This is a genomic window from Massilia genomosp. 1 (assembly GCF_011682185.1).
GTDB lineage: Bacteria > Pseudomonadota > Gammaproteobacteria > Burkholderiales > Burkholderiaceae_D > Telluria_A > Telluria_A rubra.
The window spans coordinates 43622-64353 of sequence record NZ_WHJF01000012.1 but is presented as its reverse complement, the minus strand read 5'-3'; the positions used below and the strand labels follow the sequence as shown (position 1 = coordinate 64353).

Genomic DNA, 20732 nt, shown 5'->3' with positions numbered 1-20732 from the left:
TCAAGTTCAAGCAGTTAGCGGCCGGGGCTTTGTTCGCGCTCGTGGCCGTCGCCACGTGCGGCGCGGCTCCCGCGTCGGGTACCGCGCCCGCTTCCGCTCCCCGCCAGACCGAACGCAGCAAGCAGAAAGCGCTGGCGGAGAAGACGCGCGCCGGCATCCAGCAAAAGCTGGCCGAGCTCAAGCGCGAAGTCAGCAAGACCGAAAGCGAGCGCGAGGATGCGGCCGACACCCTGGCCGCGTCCGAGGAAGCCATTTCCGACGCCAACCGCGTGCTGCGCGAGCTCGCCGACGAGCAGAGCGACACCAACGCCAGCGTGGCCGCCCTGGCCGCCTCGCAAGAGCAACTGGGGGCCACCATCGTCAGCCAGAAACAGCAACTGGCGCGCCTGTTGCGCGAGCAATACCTTGCCGGCAACGAAGACCGGATCAAGCTGCTGCTCTCGGGCGACAATCCGAACCGCATCAACCGCGACTTGCAATTGATGGCCTATGTCTCGAAAGCCCAGGCCAGGCTGCTCGGCTCTTTGCACGGCAACCTGGCCGCCGTCGCCAGCAACCGCGACAAGGCCGAAAACGCGCGCGAGGAACTCGATGAAATCGCCCGCGAAGAGCGCGAGCAGAAAGCCGTGCTGGTCAAGGAAAAGGCGCGCCGCGCCGCCTTGCTCGGTTCCCTGTCGGAACGGCTCTCCGAGCAGCGCAAGGAAATCGGCGGCCTCGAGCGCGACGAACAGCGCATGGCCGGGCTGGTCGACAAGCTCTCCCAGCTGATCAAGGAACAAGCCGCGGCGGCGGCCGCCGAGCAACGGCGCCAGGAAGCGCTGGCCGCCGCGCGCGCCAAGGCTGCCGAGCAGGCGCGCCTGCTGGCGGAGGCCAAAAAAGCCGAACGCCGTGCCGAACGCGAGCGCGAACGGGAGCGCGAACGCGAACGCGAACGCGAACGCGAACGCCTGGCGCGCGAAGCGGCCAAAAAGCCGCCCAAGACCGATCCGCGCACGGGCGCCAAAATCCCGGTGCCGGTCCCGGCGCCGGCGCCGGCGCCGCTCGACCCGATCGACGACGATGAAGCACCTGTCGTCGCGCACGTGCCGGACAAAGCGCCAGCGGCGCCGCCGCGTAAACCCGATATCGCGCTGGCCCCGGCCATGCTCGACGGCGCCTTTGCCAGCCTGCGCGGCAAGCTGCGCGCGCCGGTGTCGGGCAAGCTGGCGGCCCGTTTCGGCGCCAAGCGCGGCAGCGGACCGAGCTGGAAAGGCATGTTCATCAAGGCCGCCGAAGGCAGCGAAGTGCGCGCCGTGGCCGGCGGGCGGGTGGTGTTCGCGCGCTGGATGCGCGGCTTCGGCAACCTGATCCTGGTCGACCATGGCAGCGAATACCTCTCGATCTACGGCAACAACCAGGCCCTGCTCAAACGCGAGGGCGACGCCGTCAAAGGCGGCGACCCGATCGCCAGCGCGGGAAACACCGGCGGCAACGAGGAATCGGGGCTATACTTTGAAATCAGGCACAAGGGTGCGGCAGTCGATCCGGCGGGCTGGGTGAATTTCTGACGGTATTACTATAGGTAGAAGAATGAAAGTCAAAAGTATCGGCCTGATCGGCATGGGCATGGTGGCCGGCGTGGCCGCCTCCTTCCAGTTTTCGGCCATGGCGCAAAAACCCGGCAGCGCGCCCCTGCCGCTCGACGAGCTGCGCCAGCTCACCGATGTGTTCGGCCTGATCAAGTCCGACTATGTCGAACCGGTCGAAGACAGCAAGCTGCTGTCCGAAGCGATCACCGGCATGGTGGCCTCGCTCGACCCGCACTCGGTCTACCTCGACAAAAAAGCCCTGCGCGAAATGCAGGAAAGCATGCAGGGCCGCTTCGTGGGCCTGGGCATCGAAGTGGCCATGGAAGAGGGCTACGTCAAGATCGTGACCCCGATCGAAGATTCGCCGGCGTTTCGCGCCGGGATCAAGGCGGGCGACCTGATCACCCGTATCGACAGCACCCCGATCAAGGGCATGTCGCTGGACGAAGCGATCAAGAAAATGCGCGGCGAGCCGAAAAGCCGTGTGGTCCTGACGATCGCGCGCAAGGGCGACGACATGCCCTGGATCGTGCCGCTGATGCGCGAAGAAATCCGCGTGCAAAGCGTCAAGGCCAAGATGGTCGAGCCGGGCTACGGCTGGCTGCGCATCAGCCAGTTCCAGGAACAGACCGTGGACGACATGGTGAAAAAGGTCAACGCGCTGTACGCCCAGGACCCCAAGCTCAAGGGCCTGGTGCTGGACCTGCGCAACGATCCGGGCGGCTTGCTGCCGGGCGCGATCGGCGTGTCGGCCGCGTTCCTGCCGCATGACAAGCCGATCGTCTCGACCGCCGGCCAGCGGCGCGATTCGAACGAAGTGTTCTACGGCCGCCGCGAATTCTACGCCGCCCGGAATGGCGCCGATCCGCTCGCCAAGCTGCCGGCCGCGCTGAAAAACGTGCCGGTGATCGTGCTGGTCAACACCGGCTCGGCCTCGGCCTCCGAAATCGTCGCCGGCGCCTTGCAGGATTACAAGCGCGCCATCATCATGGGTACCCAGACCTTCGGCAAGGGCTCGGTGCAAACCTTGCGCCCGCTCACCAAGGACACCGCTGTCAAGCTCACCACTGCGCGCTACTTCACACCGAACGGGCGCTCGATCCAGGCCAAGGGCATCGTGCCCGACGTGATGGTCGACGAAACCGCCGAGGGCGACGGCTTGAACAGCCTGCGCGTGCGCGAAGCCGACCTGGAGAAGCATTTGTCCGACGGCAGCGGCAAGGACAGCGTCGATGCGGGCCGCGCGCGCCGCGACGAAGTCGAAGAAGACCAGCGCGCCCAGGCGCTCGCGCGCACCCGCAAGCCGCTCGAATTCGGCAGCAAGGACGACTTCCAGCTGGCCCAGGCCCTGAACCATTTCAAGGGCTTGCCGGTCAAACTTTCCAAGGTCGAGCCGGTGCATGACAAGGAAGGCGAGAAGGCGAAGGACAAGGCGGCGCCGGGTGTCAAGCTGCCGGCAACCGAGCTCAAGCCGCCCGAACTCAACAAAGGCGACAAGAAATAATGCAGCAAGGTACGGCCCGCATCCGATGAACGACGACCAGTTGCTGCGCTACTCGCGCCATATCTTGCTCGACGAAATCGGCATTGAAGGCCAGCAGCGGGCGCTGGCGGCGAGCGCGCTCGTCATCGGCGCCGGCGGGCTCGGTTCGCCGGCGGCCTTGTACCTGGCCTCGGCCGGGATCGGGCGCATCGTGCTGGTCGATGATGACGATGTCGACCTCACCAACCTGCAGCGCCAGATCCTGCACACCACCGCGCGGGTGGGGCAGCCCAAGGCCGAGTCCGGCCGCGCCGCGCTGCTGGCGATCAATCCCGAGATCGACGTCGTGGCCTTGCGCGAGCGGGCCGATGACGCGCGCCTGGCCGAGCTGGTCGGGCAGGCGTCGGTGGTGCTCGATTGCAGCGACAACTTTGCCACGCGACACGCCGTCAACCGGGCCTGCGTGGCGCACAAGGTGCCGCTGGTGTCGGGCGCGGTGATCCGTTTTGACGGGCAGATCAGCGTGTTCGATGCGCGCCGCGCCGATTCGCCGTGCTACAGCTGTCTGTTTCCGCAGGATCAGCACTTTGAGGATGTGGCGTGCAGCAGCATGGGCGTGTTCGCGCCCTTGGTGGGCGTGGTCGGCGCGATGCAGGCGGCCGAGGCGCTGAAATTGGTGATGCGGGTCGGGCAATCGCTGGCGGGACGCCTGCTGCTGCTCGACGGGCGCGCCATGGAGTGGACCAGCATCGGCGTGGCGCGCAATGCGGGGTGTCCGGTGTGCGGGTGCGCCGGGTAACTTCAGCGTCCTGGGACTCCTCGCTTGTAGCCCATACCCTCAAGTCCGTCGTTCCCGCGAAGGCGGGAACGACGGTTTTGAGGGAGCGCTTAGTCATGCTGTGCCGCCGCTTCCGGCCCCCTTTTCACCCCTCTCCCTCCCCCAACATAGTCATTTGTGCATTTGTCTTTCTGACATTGCGCTAGACCGTACTTCGCCGTGCTATTCTTGCGACCCAGCACAATTCCCCCCATCCCGTCCAGGAGATGCACCACATGAAACGTCCGCTCGTCCTTGCTGTCGCTGCCGCCCTGAGCTGGTCGGCCCACGCCGCCACCCAGACCATCCGCTACGAAATGCATGCCGAAAACGGCAAGCGCATCGGTGAACAGGTCGTCGAGCGCGACGACGATGGCCTCACCCGCGTACGTTTCATCTACAAGGACAACGGCCGCGGCCCCGAACTGAGCGAACAATTCCGCCTCGGCGCCGACGGCACCATGATCGACTACACGGTCAAGGGCAACTCGACCTACGGCGCGGTGGTGGACGACCGCTTCGAACGCAAGGGCGACCAGGCCAGCTGGCAATCGACCTCCGAAAAAGGCGCCAAAGCGATCACCGGCCCGGCCTTGTATGTGCCCCTGAACGGCTCGGCCGAAATGGCCTCGATCGCGATCGCCGCGCTGGCCGCCAGCCCGGGCGGCAGCCTGCCGCTGCTGCCTTCCGGCACCCTGACCCAGCGCAAACTCGATGAAGTGGAGGTCGGCGCCAACGGCAAGACGCGCAAGGTGCAGCTGTTCGCCCAGACCGGCCTGGGCATGTCGCCGCAGTTCTACTGGGCCACCACCGACGCCAAACCGCGCCTGTTCGCGGTCGTCATCCCCGGCTTCATGACCGCCACCGAAGAAGGCTGGCACAGCGTCGGCAAGGTGCTGGCCGAACGCCAGAAACTGGCCGAGAGCAAAATGCTGAACGACCTCGCCAGCACTCTCCAGCACAAGCTGACCGGCTTGACGGTGATCAAGAACACGCGCATCTTCGACAGCGAAAAAGCCACCGTCGGCGCGCCGTCCGACGTGTATGTGCTGCGCGGTCGCATCAGCGCCATCCTGCCGGCCGGCGCCCCGGTGCGCGGCGCCGTCAACGAAATCGACGCGGCCGGGCGCATCATGTTGCCCGGCCTGTTCGACATGCACGGCCACGTGGGCCGCTGGGACGGCGGCCTGAACCTGGCCGCAGGCGTGACCACGGTGCGCGACATGGGCAACGATAACGAGCAATTGCAGCAGATCCTCGACGAAATCGCCGACGGCCGCCTGCTCTCGCCGCAAGTGGTGCCGACCGGTTTCCTGGAAGGCGAGAGCCCGTTCTCGTCGAACGGCGGCTTCGTCGTCAAGGACTTGCCGGCCGCTAAAAACGCGATCGACTGGTACGCCGAACACGGCTATCCGCAGCTGAAAATCTACAACTCCTTCCCCAAGGCGATCCTGAAAGACACCGTGGCCTACGCCCACAGCCGCGGCATGCGCGTCTCCGGCCACATTCCGGTCGGCCTGCGCGCGCATGAAGCGCTGGACGCCGGCTACGATGAAATCCAGCACATCAACCAGGTCATGCTCAACTTCCTGGCCACGCCGGAAACCGAAACGCGCACCCTGGAACGCTTCATCTTGCCATCCGAAAAAGTGGCCGGCCTGGACTTCGATGCGCCCAAGGTCAAGCAATTCATCGCGCGCCTGGCGGCCAAGCAGATCGTGATCGATCCGACCCTGGCCACGTTTGCCTTCCTCAAGCAGCGCGACGGCGACCTCAACGAGCCCTTCGTGGCCGTGGCCGAGCACATGCCGCCGGATGTCAAGCGCGGCTTTTATGTCGGCACCATGAAGATCGCCGACGAAGCGGCCCAGAAGCGCTACGAAAAATCCTACGCCAAGATGGTCGACTTCGTCGGCCGCCTGTACAAGGCGGGCGTGCCGATCGTGGCCGGCACCGATGAAATGGCCGGCTTCACCCTGCAGGCCGAACTCGAACTGCTGGTCAAGGCCGGCCTCACGCCGGCCCAGGCGATCCAGGTCGCCACCCTCAACGGCGCGCGCTACACCCGCACCCTGGCCGACCGTGGCACGGTCACGCAGGGCAAGCTGGCCGACCTGGTGCTGGTCGATGGCGATCCGACCAAGCAGATCGGCGACATCCGCAAGGTGGCGGCGGTGATCACGCGCGGTTACGTGGTCTACCCGCATGAAGTCGACAAGGCACTCGGCATCGTGCCTTTCGTCAAGGATGCGCCGATGGTGAAAGCGCTCGCGCCGGTCTCGAGCAACCTGGCCGAGGGCGGCAATGATGGCGCCCTGCATCGCTTCACCGGCAGCGCCGCCCGTCATCACCACTGATCGTCGAGAGCTTGCGCGCACCGGCGCTGTCGATTCGTCCATCATTGGAAAGCGCTGCCGCACTGCCTTACAATTGACCAGTCGCAGCGCGCATCCGATGGCGCTGCCGGGTGCGTCAGGGTAACTTGTATGACGTCCGGCAACGCAAGCTTACACATGCGCAATGATGACCGCGGGATGACGCAAAATTGCCCGCAGTTGTATAGCGACGGCGGGCCTCATTGGCCTTATACTCCGACTTCATCGTAGAACTTATTACAGACTGACTATGAAACTCGCTGCAAAATTTTCTCTCCGCCAGCGCCGCGCGCGCGGCATGCGCGCCCCGGGCATTCGCGCCCCGGGCTTCACCCTGGTTGAAATCATGGTGGTGGTGGTCATCATCGGCATCCTCGGCGCGCTGGTCGTGCCAAAGCTGATGGGCCGCACCGTCGAGGCGCGCATCACCGCCGCCAAGAGCGATATCGCCAGCCTGAGCCAGGCGCTCAAGCTGTACAAGCTGGACAACCAGCGCTACCCGACCACCGAGCAAGGCTTGCAATCGCTGGTCGCCAAGCCGAGCAACGGCCCGAGCGCCAACGGCTGGAAGTCGGGCGGTTATCTCGACAAACTGCCGAACGACCCGTGGGGCCACCCGTACCAGCTGCTCTCGCCCGGCGTGCAGGGTGAGATCGACGTGTTCTCGCTGGGCGCCGACGGCTTGCCGGGCGGTACCGGCGACGACGCCGATATCGGTTCCTGGGAACAGTAAGCCAGGCCGGCCCGCTTGAACGTGACGAAGGCAGTGCGCGGCGCCCGCGGCTTCACCCTGATCGAGGTGATGGTGGTGCTGGTCATCATGGGCATCGTGCTGGGCATGGTGTCGATCAATGCCATGCCGAGCCCGCGCCAGAACCTGGAGAACGAGGCGCGCCGCCTGGCCTTGCTGCTGCAACTGGCGCGCGACGAAGCCATCGTGCGCAACCGCCTGGTCGCTTTCGAAGCCGATACCGAACATTATCGCTTCCTGGTGCGTAACGAATCGATCTGGGAGCCAGTCACGCGCGACGACCTGCTGCGCGAGCGGCCCTTCAAGAGCGCGCCGGTACAGGTGCTGCTCGACCCGCCGGTGTCGGTCGGCGGCGGCCCGGTGCGCATCACCTTCGGGCGCGAGCCGGTCGACAAGCCGTTCGTGCTGACCCTGGCGAGCGGCGACGACCGGGTCGCCATCCGGGCCGACGGTATCGGCCACTTTGTCGTTGAGTAAACCAGCTGAAAACATGATGCGCCCACCCGAACCTTGTCCATCCTCCCGCCAGTCCGGCTTCACCCTGCTCGAAGTGCTGGTGGCGCTCGTCATCATCGGCACCGCGCTGGGCGCCTCGCTGCGCGCGGTGGGCAGCCTCACGTCCAACAGCGCCGGCTTGCGCGCCGCCATGATGGCCACCTGGTCGGCCGAAAACCGGCTGGTGCAGATCCGCCTGGCCAAGGAATATCCGGCCATCGGCAAGAACAGTTACGAATGCCCGCAGGGCGACCTCAAGCTGCTGTGCCAGGAAGAAGTGCTGGCCAGCCCGAATCCGCGCCTGCGCCGGGTCGAGGTCAGCGTGTTCGACAGCGCCAGTCCGGAACGCCGCATCATCAAGCTGGTCCAACTGGTGCTCAACGAATGAGTCGGCTCCGGCAGTACGGCAAACGGCAGCGGCAGCGTGGTTTCACCCTGATTGAACTGCTGGTGGCGATCAGCATCCTGGCCATCGTGGCGGTGCTCGGTTACCGCGGCCTGGACAGCATCGTGCGCGCGCGCGAAGCGCTCACCGCCCAGCTCGAATCGGCGCGCGGCATGCAGCTCGCCTTTGCCCAGATGCAGAGCGACTGCGAACACCTGGCCACGCCGGGCCTGCTGCAAGGCCGTCCCTACCTGCTGTCCGCGCCCAACCGCCTGACCCTGGTGCGCAATGTGTACAACGAAAACGACGCGGCCCGGTTGCAAGTGGTCACTTACCGCGTCGTCGAGCGCATGCTCACGCGGCGCGAAAGCAATGGCACGCGCGACCTGGTCCAGCTCGACGTGATGTGGCAGGCCGCTATCAGCAATGCCGACACCAGCGCCTCGGTCACCCTGCAGTCGGGCGTGAGCGCGATGCAGGTCATGACCTGGGAAAACAATGGCTGGCGCCAGAACACGCAGCCGGTGGCGCAGGCGCTTCCCGACCCGTCCCAGCAAGCGCCCGCCGGAGCGAGCAATGTGGCGCCGACCGTGGCGCCGACCGGGCTGCAGGTGCAGCTCCAGATCGACAATGTGGCCGCCGTGATGACCAAATCGTTCCTGTTGGGGGGCATGTGACGCGCCGCCCGTATCCGCGCCGCCAGCAGGGGGTGGCCATCATCACGGCCCTGCTGCTGACCATGCTGTCGGTGACCATCGTCGCCAGCCTGTTCTGGCAGCAACAGGTCCAGGTGCGCTCGATGGAAAACCAGCGCCTGCACTTGCAGACCAAGTGGATCCTGCGCGGCGCGCTCGACTGGGCGCGCCTGGTGCTGCGCCAGGACGGCATCGACAACCGCAGCCTGACCACCCTGAACGCGGTATGGAACACGCCGCTGGCCGAAACCCGGCTCGACCAGTACATCGAGCGCGAACGGATCGAGGGCGAGGTGTTCGACGCCACCCTGTCGGGCCAGATTGCGGACGCCACCGCGCGCTACAACCTGCTCAACCTGGCCAACGGGCGCGATGTCGACAAGATCCACGTCGGGATCTACCAGCGCTTGCTGCAAAACCTGCAGCTCGATCCGGCCCTGGCCCAGCGCACCGCGCTGGCGATGGCTGCGGGCGCGGCGCCGGTCGCGCAAGGCCTCGACGCGAACGGCCAGCCGTTGCCGAAGGACCCCGACGTGGTGACGGTGCCGGTGTCGAGCGGCACGGCGCCGCTGGCCCTGACCCAGCTCGACGACCTGCTCGCCATTCCCGGCTACACCATCGAGACGGTCAACCGCCTGCGTCCGTTCGCCATCGTGCTGCCCGAAAAAACCAGTATCAACGCCAACACCGCTCCGGCCGAAGTGCTGGCCGCGATCGTGGTCGGCTATTCGGTATCGGAAGCGACCGCCCTGGTGGCGCGCCGCAAGACCGCGTCGTTTCGCCATGACGACGGTTTCAGGGAACAGTTGTACGGCCACGCCGATGACCTGATCAAGAAAACCTATAGTTTCAAGAGCGAATTTTTCCTGGTAAAAAGCCGGATCCGCCTGGACCGGGCCGCGCTCGACGCGGAAGCGCTGGTCCAGCGCAGGCTGGACGATCGTGTGACCACCACGACCGTCTGGGTACGGCAAAATTGAGAACGAAAGCGAGATAGTTTGACTACTTTATATATCCGGCATCCGGCCAGGGCGGACAGCGAAGGGACCTTGGCCCGCTTCGCGCTGGTTGCCGACGGTGGCGCCCTGATGCAGCAGGGCGAGGGTGTCCTGAAAGGCATGGGCGACCTGGTCGCGTCGAGCCGGCGCGTGGTGTTGCTGCTGGCCGCGGCCGACGTGACCTTGCTGCACATCAAAGTGCCGCCGCTGTCGGCCGCGCGCCTGCGCACCGCGCTGCCCAACCTGGTCGAAGAACAAGTGCTGGGCGACCCGGAAGAATGCGTGCTGGTGGCCGCGCCCGCCGCCGCCCCGGACGGCTTGCGCGCCATCGCCGTGGCCCAGCGCGCCTGGCTCGAAGCGCTGGTGCGCTCGCTGCTGGCCATGGGCGCGCGCTCGGTGGCCGCCTTTCCCGGCCAGCTGTGCCTGCCGCTGGCGCCGGGCAATGCCTCGGCCGCCATCGATGGCGGCGGTATCACCATCCGTCACGGCCAGTATCACGGCCTGGGGCTGGCGCTGGCCGGCGAACCGGCGCTGGCCCTGCAAACGGTGCGCGCACTGGCCGGCGACACGCCCCTGACCTTGTACGTACACGAGCAGCAACTGGGCGAATACCAGGCCCTGCTGGCCGAAGCGGGACCGGCCGTCACGCTCGAAGCCGACCACTGGGCGCACTGGATCGCCGGTTCGAAAAGCACGGTGCTCGACCTGGTCCCCGGCCTGGGCGCGGCCGGCGCCCGCACGCGCGACTGGCAGCGCTGGAAGTGGCCGGTGCGCCTGGCCCTGCTGGCGGTGGCGGTCAACCTGGCCGGCCTCAATTACCAGTGGCTGCGCCTCAAGCGCGAAGCCGACAACACGCGCACCGGCATGGTGCAGGTATTCCGCGCCGCCTATCCGAAAGAAACCGTCCTCAGCAATAACCTGGAGCGTCAGATGCAGCAGAAAATCGCCCAGGCCCGGGGCGCCTCGGGCCAGGTCGGCCCCGATGAATTCACGTTCCAGGCCGCCGCCCTGGGCGAAGCCATGCGCACCCTGGGCAAGCCGCCCGAGCTGGCCTCGATCACTTTCCGCGAGCGCAGCATGACGGTCAAGGTCAAGCCCGAGGGCGCCGATCCGGCCCTGGCCGCCAACCTCAAGCCGGGCTTGCAGAAGTACAAGCTCGACGTCAGTGACGTGGCCGCCAACACCATCCTGGTGCGCACGCCGGGAGCGAAACCATGAGCGCCCTGAGCGCGGTTGGCGGTTTCAAGGACAAGCTGGCGCTGTACTGGATGGCGCGCACCGAGCAGGAGCGCAAGTTCCTCGGCATCGGCGGCGCCATCGCGCTGCTGGCGCTGGTGTACGGCGTGTTGCTGGCGCCCGCGCTGGAAGGCAGCGCGCGCCTGCGCAAGGAATTGCCCCTGCTCAAGCAGCAGAAGGCCCAGCTCGAAGCGATGGCCAAGACCGCCGCCGAACTGGCCGGCCAGACGCCGCCGCAAGTGACGCCCATGTCGCGCGAGACGATCAACGCCAGCTTGACGGCGCGCGGCATCAAGCCCGAGTCGGTCAGCATCACGGGCGAGTACGCCAAGGTCCAGGTCAGCGGCGTGGCGTTTTCCAACCTGGTCGCCTGGCTCGACGCGCAGCGCCTCGAACACCGTATCAGCGTGCTGGAAGCGGCCATTACCGTCCCGACCACGGCCTCGCCCCCGGCCGGCCAGGTCGATGCCAGCATGACCTTGCGCCAGAACGCGGATGCGGGTTCGCGATGATGCGCGCCGTGCTATGGTTGGGCGCGATCGTGCTGGCCGTCGTCCTCACCGTGCTGGCGTTCGCGCCGGCCACCTGGCTGGGCGACGTCGTCGAGCGCCAGACCGGCGCGCGTTTGACTCTGGGGGATGCGCAGGGTACGCTTTGGCGCGGTTCGGCCTTTCTCGGCGGCGCGCCCGGTCCGGGCGGCTCGGTCACGCCGCTGCTGCCGGGGCGCTTCGCCTGGACCCTGTCGCCCCTGGCCCTGCTCGGCCAGGTCGACATGACCCTGGAAAACCCGCTGGCCCTGACGCAGCCGGTGCGCCTGACCGGCAGCTGGTCGCAGTGGCAGGTCAGCCCGGCCGCGCTGCTGCTGCCGGCCGAAGGCCTGGCCGGCCTGGGCGCGCCGCTCAACACCCTGGCGCTGTCGGGCGACATGCGCCTGTCCTGGACCACCCTCGGCCTGGCCACGGTGGGTGGCGGCAAGGCGGTCGCGGTGGACGGGGTGACCACCCTGGAACTGAACGGGATGGGCTCGCGCATGGCTCCGATCAAGGTGCTGGGCAGCTACAAGATGACCATGGATTGGCAGGGTCAGCAGGCACAACTGAATTTGAAGACCGAACGCGGCGCCTTGTTGTTGGCGGGAAAGGGCAGCCTGAACCAGGGCCGCTTCCAGTTTTCCGGCACGGCACAGGCCGCCGATGGATATGAAGAAACGCTGGGCAATCTCCTGAATTTACTGGGCCAGCGCCGAATGGTGGACGGCAAGAAAACTATCGCCTTAGAGTTTAAATGATGAAAAAACAGTCACTGAGCACTTTCCCTTCCCCGGCGTTGCGCCGCATCGCCGCCGGCGTCCTGTTGTGCTGCGCGGTCGCGGGAGCCCCGGCGCCCGCGCTGGCGGCCCCGGACGAGTCGGCCGCCCTCAATTTCGTCGGCGCCGACATCGAATCGGTCATCAAGGCGGTCGGCCATTACACCGGCATGACCTTCATCATCGATCCGCGCGTCAAGGGCACCCTGACCGTGACCTCGGAAAAACCGGTCACCAAGGCCCAGGCCTTTGGCCTGTTGACCTCGGCGCTGCGCCTGCAAGGCTACGCCGTGGTCACCGGCGACGGCTACGCCAAGGTGGTGCCGGAAGCCGAAGCGAAGCTGCAATCGTCGCCGACCCAGGTCGGGGTGGGCGGCGCCAGGATCAAGGGCGACCAGATCGCCACCCAGATTTTCCACCTGAGCCACGAATCGGCGGCCAACCTGACCGCGGTCTTGCGCCCGCTCATTTCGCCGAACAATTCGATCATGGCCAATCCGGGCAATAACAGCCTGGTCATCACCGATTACGCCGACAACCTGCGCCGCCTGGCCAAGATCGTCGCCGCGCTCGACGCCCCGGTGGCGGCCGACCTCGACGTCATCCCGGTGCGCCACGCGATCGCTTCCGACCTGGCCACCATGGTCAACAAGCTGATGGAGCCGAGCGCCGGCGGCGATTCGGGCCGCATCTCGGTGGTGGCCGATCCGCGCACCAACGCGGTGGTGCTGCGCGCGCCGTCGGCGGCGCGCGCCAACCTGGCCAAGTCGCTGATCGCCAAGCTCGACCAGCCGACCTCGGAAGCGGGCAATGTCCACGTGGTGTACCTGAAAAACGCCGACGCCACCAAGCTCGCGCAAACCCTGCGCGCGGTGGTCTCGTCCGACTCATCGGCCTTGCCCCAGCAACAGCAGGGCACCACCGGCGGCAGCGTGGCCAGCGGCGGCGGCGCCGGCAACAGCATGACCGGCGGTAACAATAACCAGAACAGCGGCGCCGGCAACAGCATGGCGCAGCAGAGCCAGACCGGCGGCGGCAGCGGCGGCAGCGGGGCCGGCTTCATCCAGGCCGACGCTTCCACCAACACCCTGATCATCACCGCCCCGGACGCGGTGTACCGCAACCTGCGCGCCGTCATCGACCAGCTCGACGTGCGCCGCGCCCAGGTGTACATCGAATCGCTGATCGTCGAAGTGAACGCCGAAAACGCGGCCGAATTCGGGGTCCAGTGGCTCGGCATCACCGGCACCGAAAACAGCAAGTACCGGGTCGGCGCGCTGCAAAATTCGACCACGGTGGCCGGCAGCAACGCCTTGCTCAAGCTGGCCGCGGCCGGGCGCGCGGCCACGCCCGGCGCGGGCCTGTCGATCGGCGTGTTCAAGCAGATCGCGGGCGAACTGGGCCTGGGCGCGATCGCCCACGCCCTGCAAACGACCGGCAACGCCAACATCCTGTCGACCCCGAACATGCTGACCCTGGACAACGAACTGTCGACCATCAAGGTCGGCCAGAACGTGCCGATCATTACCGGCAGCTTCACCACCAACACCGGCGGCGCCGCCGGCGGCAACCCGTTCCAGACCATCGAGCGCAAGGATGTGGGCCTGACCCTGAAGGTGCGTCCGCAGATTTCCGAAGGCGGCACCATCAAGATGGCGATCTACCACGAGACCTCGAACGTGGACCAGTCCACGCTGACGGCGCCCTCGGGCGTGACCACCAACGTGCGCATCATCGAAAACAATGTGATCGCCGACGATGGCCAGATCATCGTGTTGGGCGGCCTGATCAAGGACGACACCAGCGACAATGAAGAGCGCGTGCGCGGCCTGGCCGACATTCCCGTGCTCGGCAACCTGTTCAAGTACCGCAAGCGCGGCCGCACCAAGACCAACCTGATGGTGTTCCTGCGCCCGGTGATCGTGCGCAGCAAGGAAGACAGCAACGTCATCGCCGCCGACCGCTACGACTTCATGCGCTCGGCCGGCCAGGCCGTGGGCGGACCGAAAGACAATATCGTCATGCCCGACTACGGCACCCCGGTGCTGCCGCCCTTGACCAACGGCCAGCCGCCGCCGGGCGGCACCATGGCGCCGATGCTGCAACGCCCGGCCCAAGCCCCCGCCACGCCGGCCCCGGCGCCGGGCAGCACCACCGAGCGTCCCTTGAGCGCCCCGGCCACGATCAACCCGGCCGATGTGAACATGTATCGTCCGGCGACAAAATGATGCAGAAGCGGACAACACAGCGGACTATCCAGCGATGAGCAACCTCTTACCTTACGCCTTCGCGCGCGACTTCGGCGTGCTGGCGCGCTCGCCCGACAATGGCGAGCATCCGATCGAAGTGTGGGTCTCGGGCGCCACCGCGCCGGCGGCGATTGCGGAAGTCTCGCGCCGCTTCGGGCGCATTGCGCTGCGCTCGATGGAGCGCAGCGAGCTGGAAGCGGCGATTGCCAGCGCCTACGCCGGCGCCGGCGGCGACGCCTCGCAGGTGGCCGATGAATTCGACGCCGACCTCGACCTGACCAAGCTGCTGCAGGACGTGCCGGCCATCGAAGACTTGCTCGAATCGTCCGACGACGCGCCGGTGATCCGCATGATCAACGCGCTGCTGACCCAGTCGCTGCGCGAAGGCGCGTCCGACATCCACATCGAGCCGTTCGAGCAAACCTCGGTGGTGCGCTTTCGCATCGACGGCTCCTTGCGCGACGTGGTCCGTCCGCGCAAGGCCATCCACGCCTCGCTGATCTCGCGCATCAAGATCATGGCCCAGCTCGACATCGCCGAAAAGCGCTTGCCGCAGGATGGCCGCATCACCCTGCGCGTGGGCGGCAAGCCGGTCGACGTGCGCGTCTCGACCCTGCCGACCGGCCACGGCGAGCGCGCCGTGCTGCGTTTGCTCGACAAGGAAGCCGGCCGCCTCGACCTGTCGCACCTGGGCATGAACGCGGCCCTGCTGCCGCAGTTCGATGAGCTGATCAACCAGCCGCACGGGATCGTGCTGGTCACCGGGCCGACCGGCTCCGGCAAGACCACCACCCTGTACGCGGCACTCTCGCGCCTGAACGCCTCGACCACCAACATCCTGACCGTGGAAGACCCGATCGAGTACGACCTGATCGGGGTCGGCCAGACCCAGGTCAACGCCCGCATCGACATGAGCTTTTCCAAGGCCCTGCGCGCGATCCTGCGCCAGGACCCGGACGTGATCATGATCGGCGAGATCCGCGACCTGGAAACGGCGCAGATCGCGGTCCAGGCCTCGCTCACCGGCCACCTGGTGCTGGCCACCCTGCACACCAACGATGCGGCGGCGGCCGTCACGCGCCTGCTCGACATGGGGATCGAACCGTTCCTGCTGTCCTCGTCCCTGCTGGGCGTGATGGCGCAGCGCCTGGTGCGCAAACTGTGCGAGCACTGCAAGGTGCGCGACGACGTCGACACCCCGCAGGGCCGTTCGGTCCAGTGGAAAGCGGTCGGCTGCGACAAGTGCGGCCAGACCGGTTATCACGGCCGGGTCGGCGTGTACGAACTGTTAGAGACGAACGACAAGATCAGCGCCCAGATCCACAACCGCGCGTCCGAAGCCGAGATCCGCAGCGCGGCCCAGGCCAGCGGCATGAAAACCATGCGCGAGGATGGCCAGCGCTGGCTCGACAACGGCACCACCACGCAGGCCGAATTGCTGCGCGTGACCAAGGACTAGGCCGAGAACGATGCCCGCATTCCGTTATGAAGCCGTCGATGGCGACGGCAGCACCCGCAAGGGCGTGGTCAACGCCGACAGCGCCCGTTCGGCGCGCGCCGACCTGCGCCTGCAGGGCCTCACGCCCTTGATGGTCGAAGCCATCGCGGCCCAGCTCGACGCCTCCGGCGCCGAGAAAAGCCGCGGCTTCGGCGAGCGCCTGTCGCAGGTCGAACTGGCCCTGTTCACGCGCCAGCTGGCCAGTTTGCTCGAGGCCGGCCTGCCGCTCGAACAAGCCTTCACGGCCCTGCTGGAACAGGCCGAGCGTCCGTATGTGCGCGACCTGGTGGCCTCGATCCGCTCGGAAGTGATGGGCGGCGCGCCGTTTTCCGACGCGCTCTCGCGCCACCCGCGCGACTTTGCCGAGATTTACCGCGCGCTGGTCGCCTCGGGCGAGCAGATCGGCCACCTGGCGCGCGTGCTCTCGCGCCTGGCCGACTACATCGAACGGCGCAACGCGCTGGTGCAGAAGGTGCGCCTGGCGTTCACCTATCCGGCCATCGTCACCGTGGTGGCGTTCGCGATCGTGATCTTCCTGCTCACCTACGTGGTGCCGCAGATCGTCTCGGTGTTCGCCAACACCAAGCAAAAGCTGCCGCTGCTGACGGTCATGATGCTGGGCGTATCGAATTTCGTGCGCGCCTGGGGCATCATCGTCGGCATCCTGATGGTCGGCGCGTTCTGGATGTGGCGGCGCGCGCTGCGCAACCCGGTGCTGAAAAGGCGCTGGCATACCTGGCTGCTCACCGCCCCCATCTACGGCAAGTTCGAACGCAGCCTGAACACGGCGCGCTTCGCCAGCACCCTGGCCATCACCACCGGCTCGGGCGTGCCGATCCTGCGCGCGCTCGACACCAGCCGCGACACCTTGTCGAACCTGGCCATGAAGGAGCTGGTCGAACAGGCCAGCGCCAGCGTGCGCGAGGGGGTCAGCCTGGCGCGCGCGCTGTCGGCGCAAAAGCACTTTCCGCCGATGCTGATCCACATGATCCGCGCCGGCGAGATCACCGGCGAACTGCCGGCCATGCTGGAACGGGCCGCCAATTCGCAGCAGCAGGACCTGGAGCGGCGCACGCTCACCATCGCCGGCCTGCTCGAACCGGTGCTGATCCTGGCCATGGGCGTGGTGGTGCTGCTGATCGTGCTCGCGGTGCTGATGCCTATCATTGAAATCAATCAGCTGGTGCGGTAAAAAGGAATGTAATGAAGCGTTTGCCAATAGTTTTCAGCCTGCTCGCCGTGGTTCTCCTGTCGGCCTCGATCGCGTACTGGGCCATGCAGTTCATCAAGGGCGAGCAGCGCCCGATCGTGGCCGCCGCCAGCGCGCCCGATCCGGTGCCGGCGCCGGACGCCGCCGCCACCTTGTTCGGCGGCCAGGCCGCCGCCGTGGTGGTCAGCAATTACCAGCTGACCGGCGTGATCTCGGCCGGGCGCGACAGCGCCGCCATCCTGGTGGCCGACGGCCAGCCGCCGCGCGCGCTCAAGGTCGGACGCGAGGTGGCCCCCGGCGTGACGGTCAGCGCGGTGTTCCCGCGTTATGTGATCCTGTCCGAAGGCGGCGTCGAGAAACGCATCGAACTGGCCACCGACGCCAAGGCCGGCCCCGAGATGGCGCCGCCGATGGCGGCCCCGCCGCCGCCGCCGCAGGGCGAGAACGCCAACCCGGCGCCGGGCGCGCCGCCGGAACCGGCGCAAGCGCTCTCGCCAACGCCGCCGGTGACCACCGTGCCGCCGCCGCAGATGCCGGGGCCGACCCGCACCGTGGTCAGCCCCGGCAACCAAGCACCGACCCAATAAGGCCGCCATGAAGCGATTGCGCGTGCTGGCCGCGGCCTGCGCCCTGGGCTTGCCCGCGGGCGCCGCCCTGGCGCAGCCGGCCGCCGCGCCGCAGCGTGAGGCCGGCGTGACGGTGGCGGCGCGTCCGCGCGTGGCGCTGGTGCTCTCCGGCGGCGGCGCGCGCGGCTTTGCCCACATCGGCGTGCTGCGCGTGTTGCGCGACATGCGGGTGCCGGTGGACATCGTGGTCGGCACCAGCATGGGCAGCGTGATCGGCGGCGCCTACGCGGCCGGCTCCTCGGTGGCCGACCTGGAACAGATGGCGCGCCACACCGACTGGGACCGCGTGGTGGCCGACCGGCCGGCGCGCGAAGACCTCGAATTCCGGCGGCGCGAAGAAGACGTGCTGCTGCCGTCGCGCATCGAGTTCGGCCTGCACCGCGACGGCATCTCGCTGCCGCCGGCGGCGGCCGGCAACGCCGCGCTGGAACTGGCGCTGGCGCGCCTGCTGCCGGCCGGCACGCGCGACCGCCCGGTCAATCAACTGAGCCTGCCGTTTCGCTCGGTCGCCTCGGACCTGGTCACGGGCGACCTGGTCGACCTGATCGACACCCCGCTGTTTTTGACCATGCGCGCCTCGCTCGCGGTGCCGGGCGTGTTCGCGCCGGTGCGGGTCAACCAGCGCCTGGTGGTCGACGGCGGCCTGGTGCGCAACCTGCCGATCGACCTGGCGCGCAAGATGGGCGCCGACATCATCATCGCGGTCAACGTCGGTACCCCGCTGGCGCCCGAGAAAAACCTCGGCAGCGCGCTCGGCGTGGCGCAGCAGATGATCAACATCCTGACCGAGCAGAACGTGCAGCGCTCGATCAGGGAGCTCGGCCCGGGCGATGTGTTGATCTCGCCGGAATTGAGCGGCACGAGTTTTCTGGACTTTCGCAATATCGACAGCGCCATCAAGGGCGGCGAGGCGGCCACGCGCGCGCTGGCGCCGCGCCTGGCGGCGCTGGCGCTGCCCGCGGCCGAGTACGCGCTGTTCGAAAACAACCGCCTGGCCACGCCGCCGCTGTCGGACACGCCGATGCTGTTGACCGAGGTCAAGGTCGAGAGCAGCGGGCGCATCAACCCGAAAATCCTGCAGGTGCAGTCCGGCCTGGCGCAGGGCCAGACCCGCACGCGCGACCAGGTGCGGCGCGCCGCCAACAGCCTGTACGGACGCGGCGACCTGGAGCGGGTCGAGACCGACATCGACGACGAAGGCGGCCAGCGCGCGGTCGCCATCCGCGCCACTGAGGCCAGCTGGACCAACAGCCGCCTGCGCGTGGGGCTGGAACTGGCCAGCGACTTCGACGACGCCAACCGCTTCGCGCTCAAGGTGATGCACGTGCGCTCCTCGATGAACCCGTGGGGCGGCGAGCTGCGCACCACGGCCCAGATCGGCGACGAGCGCGGCATCGGCGTCCAGTTCCACCAGCCGCTCGGCCCCGGTTCGCCCTGGTATGTGGCGCCGGCGCTCCAGTACGGCTCGACCTCGCTCGACTTCTTCAGCGAAGGGCGGCGCAAGGTGCGCTATGCCTACTCGCAGCGTTCCATGCGTTTCGTGGTGGGGCGCGAACTGGGGACCTGGGGCGATGTGCAGTTCGGCACCGTCAAGCAGCGCCTGGGTGCGCGCGCCCTCATTCCCGAGGATGCGGCGGGCGAGCATGCATCGAACAGCTATCAATACTTCCGTTACCGGGTCGACACGCTCGACTCGCTCGGCTTTCCCAGCCGCGGCTACCTGGTCGACGCCAAATTGTCCGGCACCGGTATCGGCGCCGATGGGGCCACGCCGCTGGCGCAGTTTTCCCTGCTCGGCCTGAGCGCTTTCCGCACGCGCGACTGGGCCGGCCATGTGTACGGCGAATACGCGGTCGCCAGCAGCGGCGCCGCGCCGCTCAGCCTGGGTGGATTCTTGCGTTTGTCGGGCTCGATGCCGGAATCGGTCGAAGGCAACCGCATCGCCTTCTGGCGGCTGGTGATGGCGCGCCGCATCGGCGCCTTGCCGGTGACCCTGGGCGGCACCCTGCGCGCCGGCTTTTCGCTGGAAGCGGGCGGCGCGTTCGACCGCCGCCAGATCGTGCAGGGCGACGCCTTCAAGCAGGGCGACGCCTTCAAGCAGGCCGTCAGCGGGTTTTTGTCGGTCGACACGCGCTTTGGCCCGGTGTACGTGGGCGCCGGCAAGACCATCCACGGCGGCGGCACCGCCTATTTGTTCCTCGGGCCGATCTGGTAGCCGACAGCGAGGTTACGCGCGGCGCAGCGCGGTAAACGCGCTCGATTCCCACGATTGAAAGCCGAGCAGCAAGGTCACGCCGTCGCGCTCGTCGCGGGCCAGGCGGCGGTCGGCTTGGTGCAGGCGCGCCAGCTCGGCCGCCAACTGCTGGATTTTCAGCAGCAATTCGCGCGAGCTGCCCAGCGACAGGCGCGCGGGCAGGCACAGCAAGGTTTCGCCGGCGCCGTCGAAGCGCCCGCTGAAGTAATCCTCCACCACATGCTCGCGGAAATACTGCTGCACCGGCCCGTCCGGCAGCCAGCGGAAAGTGGTCGAGACGCGCATGCTGTAGCGGTTCAGGGGTTTGAGTTCGATCAGGCCGAGGCGGTCGAGTTCGACCATCAGGCCGATGCATTCCGGCTCGCTCAGCTGGTAGGTGTCGATGATCTGGTCGAGCGTCCAGTTGCCCAGGCAACAGATGGCGACCAGCAGCAGGCGCGGATTGGCCATCAGCGACTTTTCCTGGGTTGGCGTCAGGGTGTCGGCCTGGGGACGGGCGTCGGCGGCGCGGCGCAGCACGTCTTCGAGCGGGACCCCGGCCGCCTTGCAGATTTGCGCCAGGCGCGACAGGGCCATATCTTTCTGCCCGAACATGCGCTTGACGCTCGACTCGCTCATGCCGATGCGCCCGGCCAGCGCCTTGTAGGTGATGCCCGCCGCGCGCAACTCGGCGCGCAGCACTTGTATGACCAGCTCAGGTGAGCTCATGCGATTCCTTTAAAGGCAAAATGTAGTGTTATCCGATACTGAATGTACCGAATTTCAGTGCTTCGCACAAGAAGATAG

18 protein-coding genes are annotated in these 20732 nt (G+C 67.2%); 17 read left to right on the top strand and 1 reads right to left on the bottom strand.

All coding sequences use genetic code 11. The features are described 5' to 3' along the window. Positions 1-29 precede the first annotated feature (29 nt). From F1735_RS06855 to F1735_RS06775, 17 genes are all read left to right on the top strand, one after another. Complete coding sequence (locus F1735_RS06855) at positions 30-1547, top strand: murein hydrolase activator EnvC family protein (RefSeq protein WP_187364177.1); 1518 nt, start codon at positions 30-32, stop codon at positions 1545-1547. A gap of 22 nt (positions 1548-1569) precedes the next feature. Then, positions 1570-3072: a S41 family peptidase gene (locus F1735_RS06850; RefSeq protein ID WP_167236236.1), complete on the top strand. Its 1503-nt coding sequence runs from the start codon at positions 1570-1572 to the stop codon at positions 3070-3072. A gap of 25 nt (positions 3073-3097) precedes the next feature. Beyond that, positions 3098-3850 carry a HesA/MoeB/ThiF family protein gene (locus F1735_RS06845; protein ID WP_167236235.1) on the top strand — a complete coding sequence of 251 codons (753 nt, stop codon included), beginning with the start codon at positions 3098-3100 and terminating at the stop codon, positions 3848-3850. A 254-nt stretch (positions 3851-4104) separates the two neighbouring features. Then, positions 4105-6225 (top strand): amidohydrolase family protein, encoded by a 2121-nt coding sequence (locus F1735_RS06840; RefSeq protein WP_167236234.1) that lies wholly within the window; start codon positions 4105-4107, stop codon positions 6223-6225. A 316-nt stretch (positions 6226-6541) separates the two neighbouring features. Further along, entirely contained in the window at positions 6542-6976 is a 435-nt protein-coding gene (gene gspG / locus F1735_RS06835) for a type II secretion system major pseudopilin GspG (RefSeq protein ID WP_229505660.1), read from the top strand. A 15-nt stretch (positions 6977-6991) separates the two neighbouring features. Then, on the top strand, positions 6992-7471 hold the full coding sequence (locus F1735_RS06830) for a GspH/FimT family pseudopilin (protein ID WP_267876649.1): 480 nt from the start codon (positions 6992-6994) through the stop codon (positions 7469-7471). Positions 7472-7487: 16 nt separating this feature from the next. Beyond that, the gene (gene gspI / locus F1735_RS06825; protein WP_167236232.1) at positions 7488-7877 is read left to right on the top strand and encodes a type II secretion system minor pseudopilin GspI; all 390 of its coding nucleotides are present in this window, start codon (positions 7488-7490) and stop codon (positions 7875-7877) included. Then, a complete protein-coding gene (locus F1735_RS06820; protein ID WP_167236231.1) occupies positions 7874-8551 on the top strand; it encodes a PulJ/GspJ family protein in 678 nt (225 codons plus the stop codon). The genes gspI and F1735_RS06820 overlap by 4 nt, the downstream gene beginning before the upstream one ends. After that, a complete protein-coding gene (gene gspK, locus F1735_RS06815; protein WP_167236230.1) occupies positions 8548-9549 on the top strand; it encodes a type II secretion system minor pseudopilin GspK in 1002 nt (333 codons plus the stop codon). Before F1735_RS06820 ends, gspK begins: the two co-directional genes overlap by 4 nt. Before the next feature lie 18 nt (positions 9550-9567). Continuing rightward, positions 9568-10785, top strand: a complete 1218-nt coding sequence (gspL, locus tag F1735_RS06810) for a type II secretion system protein GspL (protein WP_167236229.1) — start codon at positions 9568-9570, stop codon at positions 10783-10785. Then, positions 10782-11315, top strand: coding sequence for a type II secretion system protein GspM (gene gspM / locus F1735_RS06805; RefSeq protein WP_167236228.1), 534 nt, complete (start codon positions 10782-10784; stop codon positions 11313-11315). Before gspL ends, gspM begins: the two co-directional genes overlap by 4 nt. Beyond that, a complete protein-coding gene (gene gspN, locus F1735_RS06800) occupies positions 11312-12091 on the top strand; it encodes a type II secretion system protein N (RefSeq protein WP_167236227.1) in 780 nt (259 codons plus the stop codon). Before gspM ends, gspN begins: the two co-directional genes overlap by 4 nt. Then, positions 12091-14337, top strand: coding sequence for a type II secretion system secretin GspD (gene gspD, locus F1735_RS06795; protein ID WP_167236226.1), 2247 nt, complete (start codon positions 12091-12093; stop codon positions 14335-14337). The genes gspN and gspD overlap by 1 nt, the downstream gene beginning before the upstream one ends. Before the next feature lie 34 nt (positions 14338-14371). After that, positions 14372-15817 carry a type II secretion system ATPase GspE gene (gene gspE / locus F1735_RS06790; protein ID WP_167236225.1) on the top strand — a complete coding sequence of 482 codons (1446 nt, stop codon included), beginning with the start codon at positions 14372-14374 and terminating at the stop codon, positions 15815-15817. 10 nt (positions 15818-15827) lie between these two features. Further along, positions 15828-17048 (top strand): type II secretion system inner membrane protein GspF, encoded by a 1221-nt coding sequence (gene gspF / locus F1735_RS06785; RefSeq protein WP_166892023.1) that lies wholly within the window; start codon positions 15828-15830, stop codon positions 17046-17048. An 11-nt stretch (positions 17049-17059) separates the two neighbouring features. After that, positions 17060-17653 (top strand): type II secretion system protein N, encoded by a 594-nt coding sequence (locus F1735_RS36385; protein WP_167236224.1) that lies wholly within the window; start codon positions 17060-17062, stop codon positions 17651-17653. 7 nt (positions 17654-17660) lie between these two features. Continuing rightward, positions 17661-19907: a patatin-like phospholipase family protein gene (locus F1735_RS06775; protein ID WP_167236223.1), complete on the top strand. Its 2247-nt coding sequence runs from the start codon at positions 17661-17663 to the stop codon at positions 19905-19907. 12 nt (positions 19908-19919) lie between these two features. On the opposite strand, the gene F1735_RS06770 is transcribed toward F1735_RS06775, so the two are convergent. Next, positions 19920-20654 carry a helix-turn-helix domain-containing protein gene (locus F1735_RS06770; RefSeq protein WP_167236222.1) on the bottom strand — a complete coding sequence of 245 codons (735 nt, stop codon included), beginning with the start codon at positions 20652-20654 and terminating at the stop codon, positions 19920-19922. Between the last annotated feature and the right edge of the window lie 78 nt (positions 20655-20732).